Annotated in this window: 16 protein-coding genes; 10 read left to right on the top strand and 6 right to left on the bottom strand. The window is 61.9% G+C overall.

The annotated features are described in order from the left end of the window. Positions 1 to 2: 2 nt before the first annotated feature. The 4 genes from NCR35_RS18565 to NCR35_RS18550 form a co-directional block, all read right to left on the bottom strand. A complete protein-coding gene (locus tag NCR35_RS18565; RefSeq protein ID WP_250535705.1) occupies positions 3 to 1,154 on the bottom strand; it encodes an ATP-grasp domain-containing protein in 1,152 nt (383 codons plus the stop codon). After that, positions 1,154 to 2,083 (bottom strand): NAD(P)-dependent methylenetetrahydromethanopterin dehydrogenase, encoded by a 930-nt coding sequence (locus tag NCR35_RS18560; RefSeq protein ID WP_248322749.1) that lies wholly within the window; start codon positions 2,081 to 2,083, stop codon positions 1,154 to 1,156. The genes NCR35_RS18565 and NCR35_RS18560 overlap by 1 nt, the downstream gene beginning before the upstream one ends. A gap of 45 nt (positions 2,084 to 2,128) precedes the next feature. Next, complete coding sequence (locus NCR35_RS18555; RefSeq protein ID WP_250535581.1) at positions 2,129 to 3,157, bottom strand: beta-ribofuranosylaminobenzene 5'-phosphate synthase family protein; 1,029 nt, start codon at positions 3,155 to 3,157, stop codon at positions 2,129 to 2,131. A gap of 739 nt (positions 3,158 to 3,896) precedes the next feature. Further along, positions 3,897 to 4,271, bottom strand: a complete 375-nt coding sequence (locus tag NCR35_RS18550) for a 4a-hydroxytetrahydrobiopterin dehydratase (RefSeq protein WP_250535580.1) — start codon at positions 4,269 to 4,271, stop codon at positions 3,897 to 3,899. 379 nt (positions 4,272 to 4,650) lie between these two features. Between NCR35_RS18550 and NCR35_RS18545 the strand changes: the two genes are divergently transcribed. The 8 genes from NCR35_RS18545 (at position 4,651) to NCR35_RS18510 (ending at position 11,884) form a co-directional block, all read left to right on the top strand. Beyond that, the gene (locus tag NCR35_RS18545; RefSeq protein ID WP_244849579.1) at positions 4,651 to 6,459 is read left to right on the top strand and encodes a methanol/ethanol family PQQ-dependent dehydrogenase; all 1,809 of its coding nucleotides are present in this window, start codon (positions 4,651 to 4,653) and stop codon (positions 6,457 to 6,459) included. 88 nt (positions 6,460 to 6,547) lie between these two features. Further along, entirely contained in the window at positions 6,548 to 6,961 is a 414-nt protein-coding gene (locus tag NCR35_RS18540) for a c-type cytochrome (RefSeq protein WP_244849578.1), read from the top strand. Positions 6,962 to 7,078: 117 nt separating this feature from the next. Next, positions 7,079 to 7,930: a substrate-binding domain-containing protein gene (locus NCR35_RS18535; RefSeq protein ID WP_250535579.1), complete on the top strand. Its 852-nt coding sequence runs from the start codon at positions 7,079 to 7,081 to the stop codon at positions 7,928 to 7,930. After that, complete coding sequence (locus tag NCR35_RS18530) at positions 7,927 to 8,694, top strand: hypothetical protein (RefSeq protein WP_502801699.1); 768 nt, start codon at positions 7,927 to 7,929, stop codon at positions 8,692 to 8,694. The genes NCR35_RS18535 and NCR35_RS18530 overlap by 4 nt, the downstream gene beginning before the upstream one ends. Positions 8,695 to 8,700: 6 nt before the next feature. Beyond that, positions 8,701 to 9,714, top strand: coding sequence for a quinoprotein relay system zinc metallohydrolase 2 (locus NCR35_RS18525; RefSeq protein ID WP_250535578.1), 1,014 nt, complete (start codon positions 8,701 to 8,703; stop codon positions 9,712 to 9,714). Continuing rightward, entirely contained in the window at positions 9,702 to 10,598 is an 897-nt protein-coding gene (locus NCR35_RS18520) for a quinoprotein dehydrogenase-associated SoxYZ-like carrier (protein ID WP_250535577.1), read from the top strand. The genes NCR35_RS18525 and NCR35_RS18520 overlap by 13 nt, the downstream gene beginning before the upstream one ends. Beyond that, entirely contained in the window at positions 10,595 to 11,536 is a 942-nt protein-coding gene (locus NCR35_RS18515) for an MBL fold metallo-hydrolase (protein WP_250535576.1), read from the top strand. The genes NCR35_RS18520 and NCR35_RS18515 overlap by 4 nt, the downstream gene beginning before the upstream one ends. Positions 11,537 to 11,575: 39 nt before the next feature. After that, positions 11,576 to 11,884, top strand: a complete 309-nt coding sequence (locus NCR35_RS18510; RefSeq protein WP_250535575.1) for an EthD family reductase — start codon at positions 11,576 to 11,578, stop codon at positions 11,882 to 11,884. Between the two features lie 7 nt (positions 11,885 to 11,891). Here NCR35_RS18510 and NCR35_RS18505 read toward each other — a convergent pair whose 3' ends face one another. Together NCR35_RS18505 and phnN are read right to left on the bottom strand one after the other, a co-directional pair. Further along, positions 11,892 to 12,638, bottom strand: a complete 747-nt coding sequence (locus NCR35_RS18505) for a Pr6Pr family membrane protein (RefSeq protein ID WP_250535574.1) — start codon at positions 12,636 to 12,638, stop codon at positions 11,892 to 11,894. A gap of 142 nt (positions 12,639 to 12,780) precedes the next feature. Continuing rightward, positions 12,781 to 13,338 carry a phosphonate metabolism protein/1,5-bisphosphokinase (PRPP-forming) PhnN gene (gene phnN, locus NCR35_RS18500; protein ID WP_250535573.1) on the bottom strand — a complete coding sequence of 186 codons (558 nt, stop codon included), beginning with the start codon at positions 13,336 to 13,338 and terminating at the stop codon, positions 12,781 to 12,783. A gap of 234 nt (positions 13,339 to 13,572) precedes the next feature. On the opposite strand from phnN, the gene NCR35_RS18495 reads away from it, so the two are divergent. Together NCR35_RS18495 and NCR35_RS18490 are read left to right on the top strand one after the other, a co-directional pair. After that, positions 13,573 to 14,937 carry an MFS transporter gene (locus tag NCR35_RS18495; protein WP_250535572.1) on the top strand — a complete coding sequence of 455 codons (1,365 nt, stop codon included), beginning with the start codon at positions 13,573 to 13,575 and terminating at the stop codon, positions 14,935 to 14,937. A 217-nt stretch (positions 14,938 to 15,154) separates the two neighbouring features. Next, on the top strand, positions 15,155 to 15,439 hold the full coding sequence (locus tag NCR35_RS18490) for a hypothetical protein (protein WP_244849569.1): 285 nt from the start codon (positions 15,155 to 15,157) through the stop codon (positions 15,437 to 15,439). The last annotated feature ends 12 nt before the right edge of the window (positions 15,440 to 15,451 follow it).

Genomic DNA, 15,451 nt, shown 5'->3' with positions numbered 1-15,451 from the left:
ACCTAATCGCTTTTGATGCGTTGCAAGATGCGCGCGCATTCGCTATCCAGCGACGCGCGCAGCAAGTCGGGTTCGGGCGCGGTCGTCATCATCGTACAGACAGGCATGCACGCCTCGATGCGCGCGCCGGGAAGCGGTATGTCGTGGCACGCGGGATCGGCAAAGCAGGCATCGCTGAATGCCTCAGATGCGACGAAGCCGTGCGGTGCAAACACCACGCGCTGCCCCGCGATCAGCGGTGGTCGCTTGAGCGCCGTGTCGGTGTGCGGCAACTCGCCGTCGAGGCACGCATCCAGATGCGCGCCGATCAAACCGCGCGGCCACGCGTCGGGCCATGCTGCTTCGTACAGCGCCATCGTCGATGAGGGGCGCGTGTTGATTTCGAGCACCTGGAACGTGTCGTTGTCGAGCAGAAAGTCGAGGCTGCCAAGACCCGTGAGATCCGTTCGCCATACGATCGTTTCGATCGCATCGACGATGCGCAAAGCCGTATCGCGCGGCAAGGTCACGGGACCGAGCGACCCTGCGTGAATGAACGGCAGACGATGCGCGCTCACCGTGGTCTGCTCCGCGAAGCCGATGACCACGGCCTCGCGCTGCGCTGCGACGAAGAGCGCGGACATCGGGCAGCCTCGCGACAGCCGCTGAAAATAGGCTCCGGGCGGCGTTTCGTCGAGTTCGCGCGCCCATTCGATGTGCGTGCCGCCGCAGCCGTCGCTTCGCTTGATGAGCCAGTCTCGCGCATCGGCGGGGCGCGTGAAGCGCACATCGGGATGGGCGATATGCGCGTCGTCGAGCAACGCGAAGAAGCGCCGCGGATCGCGCACGGCCGCCGACTGCGCGCCATTGCCGATGAAACGCGGCACGCCCGGCGCGCGGCTCAGTTCGATGGCGAGCGGCTCCAGCCCGCTCGTCACGACGAGCCCCAGCATGCGAGGCAGGCGTGCCACGCGTTGCAGCGCATCGTAGAGACGCGCGCGGTCGATCGACAAGCCTTCGCCGCCGATGTCGAACCACATGCCTGCGTGCGTGCGCGTGTCGCGGTCGCCGAATATGTCCAGCGCGACGACGTTCAAGCCCGCGCGCGCGGCCGACTGCGCGAGCATGCGCGCCGACAGTCCGGCGACGGCGACGCGCGGCGCGCGCGCGTTCATCACGCGCCCTGTCCCGCGACGATGGCGCGGGCTTCGTCGAATGCTTCGGGAAAACCCAGATACACCGGCTTGCCGCCGGTTCGCATGCGCACGAACAAGCGGTGCTCGGCCTGATACTTCACGTTGCCGATGGCAAGCGCGCCGATGCCTATGGCATCCGTGCGCGCCGCGCCGGCAAGCGGCTTGCCGTCGTCCATGACGTTGACCCCGGCGATGCCTTCCGGCGGCACGGCGTTCACGTCGGCGGCAATCAGCAGATGCTTCGCCTGCGCGATATCGGCGGCGTTCATCACTTGCACGCCCGCAGCGGCGGTGGCGAACACGATCTCCGCTCGCGCGAGTTCCCGATGCAATTGCTCCGTCGTACCGGTCGCGACGCCCGTTGTCGCGATATCGAAACGCCGGTTGATCTCGTCGCTGACTTGCGTGGCGCGCGACTGACTCGAATGGCTCGCGACGACGACGTCCGCGCCGAGCGATGCGGTCATCGCGGCGGCCACGCGTCCTACCGCGCCCGTGCCGCCGAGAATCAATACGCGCTTGCCGTCGAACCCGACCTGATGCGACGCCTTCAGATGCTTCTCCGCGAGCGCGACGAGCGCGGCGGCGGTCGTGTACGCGCCGCTCGGATCGGCGAAGACGGAGACTTCGAAGGGCGGCACCATCGCGTTGCGCGCGCGTTCGAGCATGTCGGCGGCGAGCATGACGTCGCGGCCGCCGAGAAAGATGCCCGTGCGCGACACGCCTTTGGGACCGCGCGAAAAGATGGCGTCCTGAGTGAGCTGCACGACGCTGCCTTCATCGACGTTGCAGTACGGCACGACGATCTGATAGCCGGCGTCTGCGGCCATGTTCACATCGAACGGGCTCATTTGCGGCGTGCTCGTGAACATGTGCAGCACGTAAGGTCTTTCGGCGGCATCGGGCATGGTCTGGGCTCGGTCGGTGAGGATAATGATGCGTTGCGGGGCGATTCACGCAGCATCCGCGCCTGATTCGCGCGGACAGGCTGCGCGCCACGTCGCGCCGTGATTGCGGGCCGCGACGATGGAGAAGCTGAGCGATGCGTGCGGCGCCGCGCGTTGCGCCGTTGCGAGCGCGCGCTCGGCCTGCAGCGCGCTTGCGACGAATGCGAAGCCCACCGGCCCCCACGACGTCTGACCGATGCCGGCCTTCTGTTCTGCCGCGACCGCTTGCAGCGCGCGCGCCACGGCGGGACTCGCGAATACGCCGCCTTGCGCGGGCGCGAAGTATTCGCCGATGGTCTGCTGCATGTCGCTGATGGCGTCGGCGAACGGTTCGAAGTCGCATTCGGCGACGGCGGGCAGGAGGCGCATCAACACGAGATGCGAAAGATGAGCGGCGAGCGGGGCGGGAAAGGGCGCAAGCGAGGCGAGGCCGCGCTTTTCGGCTTCGCCGTGCAGCCCTTCGCGCGATGCGTCGTCGATGAGCAGCACGCGCCAGGCATCGGGGAAACGCTGACGCGCGAGCAGTGGCGGAAGCGTTGCGTTGTCGCTGTGCGCGGTGCTGCGTCCGCCATCGACGATCAGGCCGCCGTGATCGAAGCCGTGTATGCCGATGCCCGAACGCGCGCCGCGTCCGAGCAGGCGTGCGATATCCGCTGTGGTCAGTGCGTGCCCGGTCACGCGGGCGAACGCGGTGCCGAGCGCCAGCGCCAGTTGCGTGCCGGAGCCTAGCCCCGTATGGGCGCGCGGGGTTTCGTGTACTTCGATGTCGACCGGTTGGGTGACGCCTAGCGCCGCGTGGAGTCGCGCGAGGTACGCTTCGATGCGCGCGTGCTGCGCTTGCGTCGTTGTGCCGTCTATGCGCTCTTTGCGTTGGGCGCGCCGCGCGGTGATACGGGTGGCGTGTCCGTCGATGACGAGGCCCACGCTCCCGAAAGCGCGGCCGAGCGAACCGTTCGGATCGATGAAGCCTAGATGCAGCCGGGCATCCGCCGAAAGGGTGATCGCCTGGGGCGGCGATAGGGCGGACTTGGGCATGGGTTTCTTTTCGCTTTCGCTCGTACGGGAATTTTTATGCCTCAGGCAAAAGGTGTACCAACTTTGTCGCTCTTCTTTTTCGTGGAACTTGTATTCGTGTCGGTCTATTAGCGTTGCCCCTCCCCGGGGCGGGGGTCACTTTCTTGGCTGTCGACCAGAGTAGGCGCTTTAGCGCCGTACTCTGGTCCCATGCAAAGAAAGTAACCAAAGAAAGCAGCTTTTTTAGCCCGCAGCATCAACAGTGTGGTCACTTCGCAGAAAGTCATTGGCCCTCAGTTTGAATCAACCCTGAATCACCCTCCACGCCCGCTGAACACCACGTCCTCCGAGCCCTTTGGCTCGTTAACACCGAGCGCTTGCAACGGTCGGCGTGCTTCTCAATTGAACTCAGTGCTGGCAGATCCGCGCCTCAACGAACTCACGCGGCACGGTTCGGGATTTCAAGCGAGAAGCGCTAAACGGGGTGTGGTGTTAACGAGCCAAGGGGCTCGGAGGACGTTAATGTTCAGCGGGCGTGGAAGGTGATTCAAGGTTGTCTCAAACTGAGTGCCAAGGTGTTTCTGCGGAGTGACAACACTGTCGCTGCTGCGGGCCCACAAAAGCTGCTTTCTTTGGTTACTTTCTTTGCAGCAGCAAAGAAAGTGACCCCCGCCCCGGGGAGGGGCAACACTAATAGACCGACACGAAAACAAGTTCCCCGACAACAAGCGCCCTGCGGCCCGAAAGGAAGAAGAAAAAATCAATCGTACTTGATATACCGAAACCGCTGATCGTCGGAAGGCGTCCCAGTAAGAGGCCCTCCCTCGAGCGAGGGCCGCCACTGCACGACTTCTTCGATCTTGGAAGCAAGCGCAAAGTCCTTATCGGTAATGCCCTTGGCCGAATGCGTCTTGAGCTTCACGATCACGAAGGCATAAGAAACGGTAAGGTCCGGATGATGCCAGGCCGCTTCCGCAAGATGGCCCACCGTATTGACGACCATCAGCGTGCCCTTCCAGCCTTCCGTGCGGAACTTGCGCCTGAGCCATCCATCCTCGAAGTACCAGTGTTTGAGCACACCGCTAAGACGCTCGGCGATTTCCGCATCGGAGTACACCTTCTCGGCTTGAGTCATGGCGAGGTCTCCAACAATGCGTGAGTGATTCAGTATGCGCGTCTTTGTCAAAGGCACACAAGCAAACGCAAACACTGCTGCGGCGCATCACAAACCAAGTTAAAGAAGCCAGTGATTTCGCGGATTTGACACAGTATGTCTCGTGGTACACCGCACGCTTACTCGCGAACATAGGCGAACAGCATTTCGTTCCCGCGCCATCACAGTACGCGAACGAGCACATTAAACCGGCATGGAATATGCAATTGGCGTCGCTACGCATGCGTTCGGCCATGACCGGGCACAGCGTAGCTCGTTACCTGCATTGAGAAGGCGCGCACGATGCAAGCCGGTAGCGTGGTCATCCCTGGGTCGGAGGCATCACCATTCTGGAGGAGACATGAACTTACGCACCCTGGTTCTTGGACTGGCGGTGGTTGCGACAGCAGGCCTGAATTCGTATGTGGCGCAGGCCGATCCGCAACTCGACAGCCTCATCAAGAATCCTTCGAATTGGGCAGCGCAAGCGGGCGATTACTCGAATCACCGCTATAGCACGCTCAAGCAGATCAACGAAAACAACGTCGGCAAGTTGCAGGTCGCCTGGACCATGTCCACCGGTGTGCTACGTGGTCACGAAGGATCGCCGCTCGTCATCGGCGACACGATGTATATTCATTCGCCGTTTCCCAACAAAGTCATTGCGATCAACCTAAAGGACCAAACGTTCATCTGGCAATATCAGCCGAAGCAGGATCAGCAAGTCATCTCCGTGATGTGTTGCGACACAGTCAACCGAGGCCTCGCCTATGGCGACGGCAAAATCTTCCTCCAGCAAGCCGATACCAAACTCGTCGCGCTCGATGCCAAGACCGGCGATGTCGTATGGAGCGCGCAGAACGGCGATCCGAAGAAAGGCGAGACGAACACCAACGCGCCACACGTATTCGGCGACAAGGTGCTGACCGGCATATCCGGTGGCGAATTCGGCGTGCGTGGCCGTCTCGTTGCGTACAACATCAAGGACGGCAAGGAAGTGTGGAAGGCCTATAGCACGGGCCCCGACGATGAGATGTTGCTGGACCCGCAGCAAACCATGACGTGGTCCGACGGCAAGATGATGCCCGTGGGCGCCGACTCGTCGACCAAGAGCTGGCAAGGCGATCAATGGAAATACGGCGGCGGCACGACATGGGGATGGTACGCATGGGACCCGAAACTCAATCTCGTCTACTACGGCACGGGTAACCCCGGCACGTGGAACCCGACCCAGCGGCCCGGTGACAACAAATGGTCGATGTCGATCTTCGCGCGCGACCTGAATACCGGCAAAGCGAAGTGGGTCTATCAAATGACGCCGCACGACGAATGGGACTATGACGGCGTCAATGAAATGATCTTGTCGGATCTGAACATCGGCGGCAAGCGAGTGCCCGCGATCGTTCACTTCGACCGCAACGGCTTCGGCTACACGCTGAACCGCGAAACCGGCGAACTGCTCGTCGCGCAGAAGTACGATCCGGCAGTGAATTGGGCCGATAGCGTCGATATCAAGAGCGGCCTGCCCATTCGCAACGCGAGCTATTCGACGCAAAAGGCGGGTCCTGACCACAACGTGAAGGGCATTTGTCCTGCCGCGCTCGGATCGAAAGACCAGCAGCCTGCCGCCTATGATCCGAACTCGAGTCTCTTCCTCGTTCCGACCAATCACGTTTGTATGGACTACGAACCGTTTCAGGTCGATTACGTGTCGGGTCAGCCGTTCGTCGGCGCAACGCTTTCGATGTATCCGGGGCCCAACGAGAACGGCGCGATGGGCAACTTCATCGCGTGGGATGCGGCCAAGGGCAAGATCGCATGGTCCAAGCCCGAGCGGTTCTCGGTGTGGTCCGGCGCGCTGGCCACAGCAGGCGGCATCGTGTTCTACGGCACGCTCGAAGGCTACATCAAGGCGGTACGCATCAAGGACGGCAAGGAGCTTTGGAAGTTCAAGACGCCGTCCGGCATCATCGGCAACGTGTTCACGTATCAGTACCAGGGCAAGCAATACGTCGGCGTGTATTCGGGCATCGGCGGCTGGGCCGGCATCGGCATGGCGGCGGGCCTCGAGAAGTCGACGGAAGGCCTCGGTGCGGTGGGCGGTTACCGCGAACTCGCGAAGTACACGGCGCTTGGCGGCACGCTCTTCATCTTCGCTGTCCCGAGTTGACATGGTGTGAGCAGGAATGCGCGGCGGCATGCGTGCCGTCGCGCAAAGCAGGGCCTTTGCATAAAAACATATTGAAGGAGACACGCGAATGATAGGCCGAACCATCCTGGTGTTGTCGATAGCGCTGGTTGCGTCATCCGCGCCTTTCGCTCAGACCTCGTCAGGGCAAATGAAGCCGGTGGCGTACCAGGTCGTCGACGGCAACAAGGTCGATAACGATACGCTGCAAGGATGGCGTACCTGGCGCGCGCTCGCGTGCGAACGGTGTCACGGGGCGAAGCAGGAAGGTCTGGTCGGTCCCTCTCTCGTCGACGCGTTCAAGACGCTCGACAAGAACGAATTCCATCGCACGGTCTTCGGCGGACGCGTCGACAAGGGCATGCCCGACTTCAGCGCAAGCCAGATGATGCAAAAGAATTGGGAGAATCTCTACACCTACCTGAAGGGGCGGTCCGACGGCAAGATCAATCCGGGCGACCTGCAAGCAATCGATGCGAAGTGAAGGCATCGTGAGCAGCGCGCAATGACCGCTTCTACTCCCGGAGGCTTCATGTTTCAGTGTAAGGCCAGTCGTACGGTGCGGTTCTGCCGGATCGCCGTATTGCTTTCAGCGCTTGCGATGCTTTCGACCGACGCCGCGTTCGCGCAGGGCGCAGGCGGCCCGCCGCCGAGTCTGCCGAACAACGACGGCGCCGACGGTGTGCTGCGCGTATGCGCCGATCCCAACAACATGCCGCTTTCGAACGAGAAGGGCGAAGGCTTCGAGAACAAAATCGCGAGCCAGATGGCGAGTGATTTCGGCTACAAGCTCGAATACACGTTCTTTCCGCAGCGCATGGGCTTCGTGAGGAATACGCTGCGCGACAAGGTGCCGAATACCGAGCAATACAAGTGCGATCTCATCATCGGCGTACCCAAGGGTTATGAGCTGACTGCGACGACGCGGCCGTATCTGCATTCCACGTACGCGATGGTCTTTCCGAATCGCCCGGAATACGCGAACATCAAGACGCCCGCTGATCTGATGAGTCTGCCGCCGGATCAGCTCAAGAAAATGAGGCTGGGCATCTTCGTCAAAAGCCCGGCAGTGGACTGGCTGCTCAGGAATAACCTCATCGAGCAGGCGGTGTCGTATCAAGGGCAAAGCGGCGATCCCGAGGCGTTTCCCGGCGAGATGATCGAGCACGACCTGTCGCAGGGCAACGTCGATGCTGCGTTCGTCTGGGGGCCGATCGCGGGATACTTCGTGAATCGTTCGGACAACAAAGTAAGACTCGTTCCGTTCCCGCCGCAGCCCGGCATTCGTTTCGACTTCGAAATCTCCATGGGCGTGCGCTACGGAGAGAAAGCATGGCGCGACAAGGTCGATAACTGGATTGCGTCGAATCAGCCGAAGATCGACCAGATATTGACGAGCTATCAAGTTCCACTGCTGCCCCTGCAGCCGATGCAACCCGCGCAAGCACAATGAGAACGCCTGCCGTCACTCTTCGCGCGGTGATGACCGTATGCGCGCTCGGCCTGGCGCAGGCCTATAACGCGTTGGCGGCAGCACCGCCGGCCGCTTCGGCGCCGGGCGCGGACATTGCGCCCGCCGAACGCCTGGTGTTCCTGCAGCCACATATGAACGGGGTCGAGCCGCAGACGGAACTGGATTACTCCGTGGACTATTCCGGCCCGCCCGCGAAAGTCAGCGATACGGTGCGCGTGCTCGTCGTGAGTCCCGGCAACAGCAAGAACGATGCGCGCGTGACGGACCGCACCGGTCCTGTGAATGTGCCCGGCGGTCTGCCTTGCAATCCGGTCATCATCTATTTTCTGGAGCACGACATTACCGAGATGGAGCAGTTGACGGGCGGACAGCGGCGCTATTTTCAGCAGCGCGTTCGTCTCGCATTGGCAGCGGCTCCGGCGATCACATCCGTATCGAGCGATGCGCTCGGAATCGGAGGCGGTAAGCATGTGATGGCGCGTCAGGTCGTCATTCAGCCGTACCTGAACGATCCCAATGCCGAACGCTTCTCCCAGTACACAGGCAAGCGCTACACATTCGTGATCGCCGACGACGTGCCCGGCGGCCTTCTCATGATTCGCACGGAAGTGCCGGGCGCGGGCAACGACTTCGCGCATCCGCTGCAGAAGGAAACGATCGCTTATCAAGGCGCGCTCAAGAACTTGTCGCCGCCCGCGGGCGCGCCTGTCAAGGCGGGGAACGTGCCGCGTGCGAGCCGATAACGTCGCATGAGCCTCGGCTGCTCGACTACGCTTGCGCCGGGAGGCGAAGCAGCTATCGCGCGGATAGGGGGCGTTTCGGCGCGAGTACGCATCAAGGCGTTCTCATTCGCATGGCATACGTTGACGCTCTTTGCGCTTCTTGTCGGACAGACGCGCGCCGAGCCGCCGCTCTCCATGCAGGTGATTGCGCCCGGCGAATACGCGCATCGCGCTCACGATGACATTGCGACACGCGCGAACAAGGGCGATATCGCGAACGTGGGCTTTATCGTCGGCACGCGCTGCGTGGCGGTGATCGACACGGGCGGCACGCTCGCAGAGGGACGCGCGCTGAGGCAAGCAGTGCGGCAGGTCACGCCGCTGCCGGTCTGCTATGTCATCAACACGCACATGCACCCGGATCACATCTTCGGCAATGCAGCGTTCGAAGACGATCATCCGCAATTCGTGGGGAGCGTGAAGCTCGCGCAAGCCGAGGCGTCGCGGGCGGAGAATTATCTTCGCGCGCTTAACCGGGAGCTTGGAGACATCGCCGAAGGAAGTGAAATCATCGGGCCGACGCAAACGGTCGATGGCAGCGCAACGCTCGATCTCGGCGACCGCCCGTTGACGCTGCGCACATGGCAAACAGCGCATACCAACAACGACTTGACGGTATACGATGAGAAGAGCGGCACGTTATGGACCGGAGATCTGCTTTTCGTGCGCTGCATTCCGGTGGTGGATGGCAGTGTCGTCGGCTGGCTCGATGACATCGCACGCATTAAGCAGATGAATCCGCGACATGTCGTGCCGGGACATGGTCCGCTCGATCCGCCGTGGAAGCCGTCACTGGATGCAGAAGAGCAGTACCTTGCCGAACTCGCGCGTGGCGTGCGCGAGGCCATCAAACGCGGCGCGACGATTCAACAAGCCGTCGATACCGTTGGCCTCGATCAGCGCGACAAGTGGCTGCTCTACGAGATCTATCATCGTCGCAACGTGACTGCGGCTTATGCGGAACTCGAATGGGAGCAGTAACAGGCAGCATGGAGGGCATCATGATGACCGATACGCCTGGCTCTATGCGCGCACGCGGCGCACTGTTCGCGCTGCTTGCGTTGATGGCATCGCTCGCTCAAGCGGCACAGCCGGACGACGACCCGAATAAGGTCGCTCGCTGGCTCGATTTCAAGGAAGGCGCTTTCAAGGGACGAACGGTCGATACGCATGGCGAAGCCGTCATCACGCTCGACGCTCCTGCACGCGCGGCAGATGCCGCCGTCGTTCCTATCGGGATCAACGCGCAGTTCGCGCAAAGTCCCGCGCACTACATCAAGAAGATCTACCTTTTCATCGACGAGAATCCCGAGCCGTACGCGGGCTATTTCGAATTCACGCCCGAGTCCGGACTAGCGAGCATCGAAACGCGTGTGCGCGTGGAGGACTATACGTTCATGCGCGCCATCGCCGAAACAAACGACGGGCACCTGTATAGCGCCGTGCGCTTCGTGAAGGCATCAGGAGGTTGTTCGGCACCGGCCGACAAGGACGACGATGCAGCCGAACGCGCGGCAGGCGCGGTTCGCGTGCAATCGGAGGGCACGGCGGTCGTCGGCAAGTCGCAACTCGCGCAAGTGATGGTGCGGCACCCGAACCGCACGGGCATGGCGATGAACCAGATCACGCGCAACTATGCGACGGCCTATTTCATTCGCAAAATCGCCGTCACGTATGCGGATAAGCCGGTGATGACCGCGAACGTCAACTTCTCGATCAGCGAGAACCCGAATTTTCGCTTCTACTTTCTGCCGACCGGAAATGGTGAGTTGAAAGCGCATATAGAGGACACCAAGAACAAGCAGTTCGAAGGCGCGATCGCTATTCAGACGCAAGCGGCCGGGCAAGCGTCGGCAATGAAATGACGCTGCGCTGCGCGAAGCTGCTCATCGCCGCGCTTGTCATTGCATGCGGTGCGTTGGCCGGACCGGCGATGGCCGCGCTCGCCGGCATGCCCGCGCCAACGCGCATTGCGTCGGGCGTGTACGCGTTCATCGGCACGGGGGACGCCGTGGCGCCGGAGAATCATGGCATCGTCGCGAATAACGGCTTTATCGTCGGAAAGAGCGGGGTGACGGTGATCGACACGGGGCCGTCTTATCGCTATGGCCGCGCGATGATCGAAGCCATCCGCAAGGTGACGCCTCTGCCGGTGACGCTCGTGATCATCACGCATCAAGCGCCGGAATTCGTCTTCGGCGCGGCTGCCTTTCGCGACCGGAATGTGCCGATACTCGCGCATGTTCGCGCGGCGCAACTCATCCGTGATCGCTGCTCGATCTGTCTTGCGAATTTGCGCAAGACACTCGGCGAAGATGAAATGGCGGGCTCGCGCGTGACCGTGCCTGACCGCACCATCGACGGAACCACTGAGATAGAGAACGGCGGACGCAAGTTGCAATTGCTGCATTTCGGCCCCGCGAGCACACCGGGCGATCTGGCCGTGCTCGATACCGAAACGGGTGTGCTGTTCGCGGGCAGTCTGGTTTCGAATGGCCGTATCCCCGAGCTACGCAACGAGCAGATACCGGGCTGGCTCGCTGCGCTCGAAAGCGTGCGTGCGCTCGATCTGAACACCGTCGTGCCCGCGTTCGGTCCGCCTTTGCGCGGCGACGCCATTCTGCAAACAGGCCTGTATTTGCGCGAACTCGATGCATCCGTGAAGCAAGCCTGTAAGCGCGGCATGAGTCTTACTCAAGCAATGCACGCAGTGCAGTTGCCCGCATTCAGCGGCTATAAGCTGTACACGACCGCGCAGCCGCAGAACGTGCAACGCATCTATCTTCAGTTGGAGAAGCAGTAGCCCATTCCCTCAAGCAGCCCCGCACCAAGGAGACACGACATGGCCAAGCTGGTTGCGCTCTATAAAACGCCGTCGGACAAACAGGCATTCGATGCACACTACACATCTACGCATGTTCCGCTCGCCAAAAAACTACCGGGCCTTAAGCGTTATGAGTTGAGCACGGGAGCCGTCGCGGTGGCGCAAGGGGAATCGCCATATCACCTCGTCGCCGTGCTCGAATTCGATTCGCTCGATGCGATCCGCTCCGCGCTCGAATCGCCGGAAGGCCAGGCAACCGCCGGCGATCTGTCCAACTTCGCGCAGGCGGGCGTCGAGTTGTTGATGTTCGATACCAAGGATGCCTAAGCGTCGTTCAATGCGGCGCGCCCGAATCGGATACGTCGTCGGAGTCGACTTCCGGATCGGGCACGCGCAAATCGTCGCGCCGGTGATTGATGACGAGAAAGACGCTCATCAGCACGAGAAAGGCCACGATCAACATCGCCGCGTTGAGAAACACGCGCTCGTAACCCAGCTCGGACACGTCGATGAACCAGTACGGATAGAACTCCGACTCGCTTCCGCGCCATAGCGTCACGAAGAGATAGCCCAGCGGATAGACGAGCCAGAGCGCGCATCGCCGCCACGAAAGATGAAAGCGTGGCACGAACAAAAGCCAGTACAACGCGGACAGCGCGGGCACCACCGTATGCAGCGACTCGTTGACGAATGCGCGATAGCCCGATGGCGTCCATAAGAAGCGCAGCAGCGTGTTATACGCGATGCCGACGAAAACCATATACACGACGACTGCCGTCACGACCGTCGGCTGACGAAAGAAGCGTGCAAGGGGTGCCTGAGCGCGCGTGGCGACACACGTGAAGCAGATGGCCGTGAGCAATACCGTCAGATTCGTGAGGTAACTGCTCATGCGCGCAATACCGTCCATGACGGTCAGGCCGCGATCGAGCGAACGTGCGATGGTCAGGTCGGTTTGCGCTGCGATGGCAAGCCACGCGACCATCGCGATAGCCGCTGCAAGAGCGAGCGAAGCAGTGCTGGGGGTGTGAAGCGGCAAGTCGGGCTCGTGCCGCCGCGAGTTCTCTTGGGACTTGGACATGCGGTCATTTTATCGGCGCATGTAAAAGCGTGCAGGCGGGGCCTCGGCGGTAACGTATGGATTTGGACGCCTTCGTGCGTGACTGCACGAATGAGTTTTGGCCGATTCAAAAGCGTGCGCGAAATGCTTTCGATTCGGCGCGCTATGGTCCAGCGTGACCGACGATGCTCAAGAACTCGCTGCCGGCGTCTGCGAGCAAGCCGGAGTTATCGATGTGGACCACGCGCGCGTGGCGCGGCAGTTCGAACGCGGGCCTGCGTGCGAGCCGCGCCTCGATGTGCCGCGCATCTTCGCGTCCGCGCCTCGCAAGACGCGCGGCCAGGACGGCGGGCGCGGCATCGATATGGACGAAGCATGCGTCCGGGTAACGCATGAGCGCCTCCGGCGCGTGCTGCCGCGAACCGTTGACGACGACGGAGACACCGCGTGCGAGCCACGCATCGAGTTCGATACCGATGCCATAGCGCAGACCGAGGCTTTCCCAATGCATCGCGAAGAGGCCGTGGGAAAGGCGGGCGGCGAATTCGTCGGGCGTGAGCGCGATATGGTTCTCGCCTTCGGCAATGGCGCGCGTGATGTACCGATGCGCGAACATCACGCGTGCGCCGACGCGTTCGCGTGCGAACGCCAGCAGTGAATCCTTGCCCGCCCCGGAAGGCCCCATGACATAGATCAGCCTCGCGCTTCCCATCTTGCTCATGCGATGTCCCGTGCAATGTTCGCGATCGAAGATCGATTGTAGAGTGTAGGAACGCTGCGACACGCGGACATAGATACGATCCGACGAGTCGGCCGCCACGTACCTTTCAATTCCGGGTAACCCCGCGTTGCGGCACATGGGGCGATTCCGTATTCTCACGCGAAACGCATAGTTCGCTATGTGAATCGCTGTTCGCATGGCGAACATTCATCGTCTCTTTCGGAAGGGAATGAAGTGAGCAGAAGTCCAAACGTGAACGTGCAGACGTTCATCAACGAGCACCGGTTTTCGCCGTTTCAGTGGCTCATTTTCGGCATGTGCTTCGTCATCGTGCTGCTCGACGGCTTCGATACGGCAGCCATCGGCTTTATCGCGCCGTCGCTGGTGACCGAGTGGCACATCAGCCGGCCGGCGCTCGCGCCCGTGCTGAGCGCGGCGCTTTTCGGCCTCGCCGCTGGCGCGCTGCTTTCTGGGCCCTTGTCCGACCGCCTCGGCCGCCGCGCGATGCTGCTGTCGTCGGTGATCGTCTTCGGCGTCGCGTGCTTTGCATCCGCGTATTCCGCGAGTCTCGAGCATTTGACGACGCTGCGCTTCATCACCGGCCTCGGCCTCGGCGCGGCCATGCCGAACGCCGTCACGATGATGAGCGAGTTCTGTCCCGACAACCGTCGCGCCACGGTCATCAACCTGATGTTCTGCGGCTTTCCGCTGGGCGCTGCATTCGGCGGCTTCCTCGCGGCGTGGATGATTCCGCAATTCGGCTGGCGCAGCGTGCTGTTCCTCGGCGGCGTGGCGCCGCTCGCGCTTGCGGTGCTGCTCCTCATCGCGTTGCCGGAATCCGTGCGCTATATGGTGGCGAAGTCGAAGCCCGTCGAGAAGATTCGCGCGACGCTTGCCCGCATCTCCGACGATGCTCGTCACGCCGGCTCCTTCTTCATGACCGAGGCCGCGCCTGCCGTGCAGGGTCAGAGCGGCATGAGCGTGGTGTTGTCGCGTTCTTATGTGGTCGGCTCCATCATGCTGTGGCTCGCCTATTTCATGGGCCTCGTGATCTTTTATGCGTCGATCAACTGGATGCCGATTCTCCTCAAGGAGTCCGGCTTGAGCCCGCAACGCGCGACGCTCATTTCCGCGCTGTTTCCGCTCGGCGGCGTCGGCGCGGTGCTGCTTGGCGTGCTAATGGACAAGTTCAACGCGAACCGCGTGATTGCAGCGTGTTACGCATTGACGGCGGTGAGCGTCTACTGCATCGGACAGGCCGTGGGCAACGTCGGCTTGCTCGTGCTGGTGGTGTTTCTTGCGGGCGTCTTGATGAACACCGCGCAATCGTCGATGCCCGCGCTCGCCGCCGCGTTCTATCCGACGCAAGGGCGCGGCACGGGCGTCGCGTGGATGCTCGGCATCGGGCGCTTCGGCGGCATTGCCGGATCGTTTCTCGTTGCCGAACTCACGCGCCTGCATTTCAGCTTCGGCGGCATCTTCGCGGTGATCGCGGTCGCGGGGCTCGTCTCCGCGGTCGCGCTCCTCATCAAACAGGCCGCTCATCCGCAGCGCGCGGTGAATGCCGATCTCAAGGCGACGGGTCCAGTGAGCCACTGAACGCGTTATGCGATTCGCGGCGCGTGGTGACGCGCGCCGCGTTGTCATGTCGATTGTCACGGTGATGCAGCTTCGTCAGCTTGCGAATCGTCAGACCGTGGCACGTCCCATGCTCCAAAGGTCTTGCGACCGGCCGTCGCTTGCATCACTCGACGGCCAGCATGCAGAACAAGCTGCAACCATCGCATTCGCAAACCGCCAACAGGAGTCATTCGACATGAAACGTATCGCTCTCTCCTGCGCCGCCGGCGCATTCGCTCTCGTTTGCGCATCCGCGTTCGCGCAGGACAATCCGCCGAGCTCGGCCACGGGCCTGCAAGCAGGCGACAACGCGCAGACCACCACGCAGGGCTCGGGAATGTCGCACAAGCACTCGCAATCGAAGAAGAAGTCTCACAGCAGCCATTCGTCTTCGAACAGCGGTTCGACCACGGGCCAGAGCGGCACCGCAACGCCGGGCGGTCCCGGCGCACCGGTCAGCGCAAGCGGGTCGGGTCAGTAAGCAGGTCAATTA

It is taken from the genome of Caballeronia sp. AZ10_KS36 (assembly GCF_023631105.1).
GTDB lineage: Bacteria > Pseudomonadota > Gammaproteobacteria > Burkholderiales > Burkholderiaceae > Caballeronia.
This window is presented reverse-complemented; position numbering and strand designations above follow the sequence as displayed.

Bases quoted from the DNA above. Each gene is read 5' to 3' on its own strand.
- NCR35_RS18565 (WP_250535705.1), bottom strand. From the start codon at position 1,154: ATGAACGCGCGCGCGCCGCGCGTCGCCGTCGCCGGACTGTCGGCGCGC.
- NCR35_RS18560 (WP_248322749.1), bottom strand. From the start codon at position 2,083: ATGCCCGATGCCGCCGAAAGACCTTACGTGCTGCACATGTTCACGAGC.
- NCR35_RS18555 (WP_250535581.1), bottom strand. From the start codon at position 3,157: ATGCCCAAGTCCGCCCTATCGCCGCCCCAGGCGATCACCCTTTCGGCG.
- NCR35_RS18550 (WP_250535580.1), bottom strand. From the start codon at position 4,271: ATGACTCAAGCCGAGAAGGTGTACTCCGATGCGGAAATCGCCGAGCGT.
- NCR35_RS18545 (WP_244849579.1), top strand. From the start codon at position 4,651: ATGAACTTACGCACCCTGGTTCTTGGACTGGCGGTGGTTGCGACAGCA.
- NCR35_RS18540 (WP_244849578.1), top strand. From the start codon at position 6,548: ATGATAGGCCGAACCATCCTGGTGTTGTCGATAGCGCTGGTTGCGTCA.
- NCR35_RS18535 (WP_250535579.1), top strand. From the start codon at position 7,079: ATGCTTTCGACCGACGCCGCGTTCGCGCAGGGCGCAGGCGGCCCGCCG.
- NCR35_RS18530 (WP_502801699.1), top strand. From the start codon at position 7,927: ATGAGAACGCCTGCCGTCACTCTTCGCGCGGTGATGACCGTATGCGCG.
- NCR35_RS18525 (WP_250535578.1), top strand. From the start codon at position 8,701: ATGAGCCTCGGCTGCTCGACTACGCTTGCGCCGGGAGGCGAAGCAGCT.
- NCR35_RS18520 (WP_250535577.1), top strand. From the start codon at position 9,702: ATGGGAGCAGTAACAGGCAGCATGGAGGGCATCATGATGACCGATACG.
- NCR35_RS18515 (WP_250535576.1), top strand. From the start codon at position 10,595: ATGACGCTGCGCTGCGCGAAGCTGCTCATCGCCGCGCTTGTCATTGCA.
- NCR35_RS18510 (WP_250535575.1), top strand. From the start codon at position 11,576: ATGGCCAAGCTGGTTGCGCTCTATAAAACGCCGTCGGACAAACAGGCA.
- NCR35_RS18505 (WP_250535574.1), bottom strand. From the start codon at position 12,638: ATGTCCAAGTCCCAAGAGAACTCGCGGCGGCACGAGCCCGACTTGCCG.
- phnN (WP_250535573.1), bottom strand. From the start codon at position 13,338: ATGAGCAAGATGGGAAGCGCGAGGCTGATCTATGTCATGGGGCCTTCC.
- NCR35_RS18490 (WP_244849569.1), top strand. From the start codon at position 15,155: ATGAAACGTATCGCTCTCTCCTGCGCCGCCGGCGCATTCGCTCTCGTT.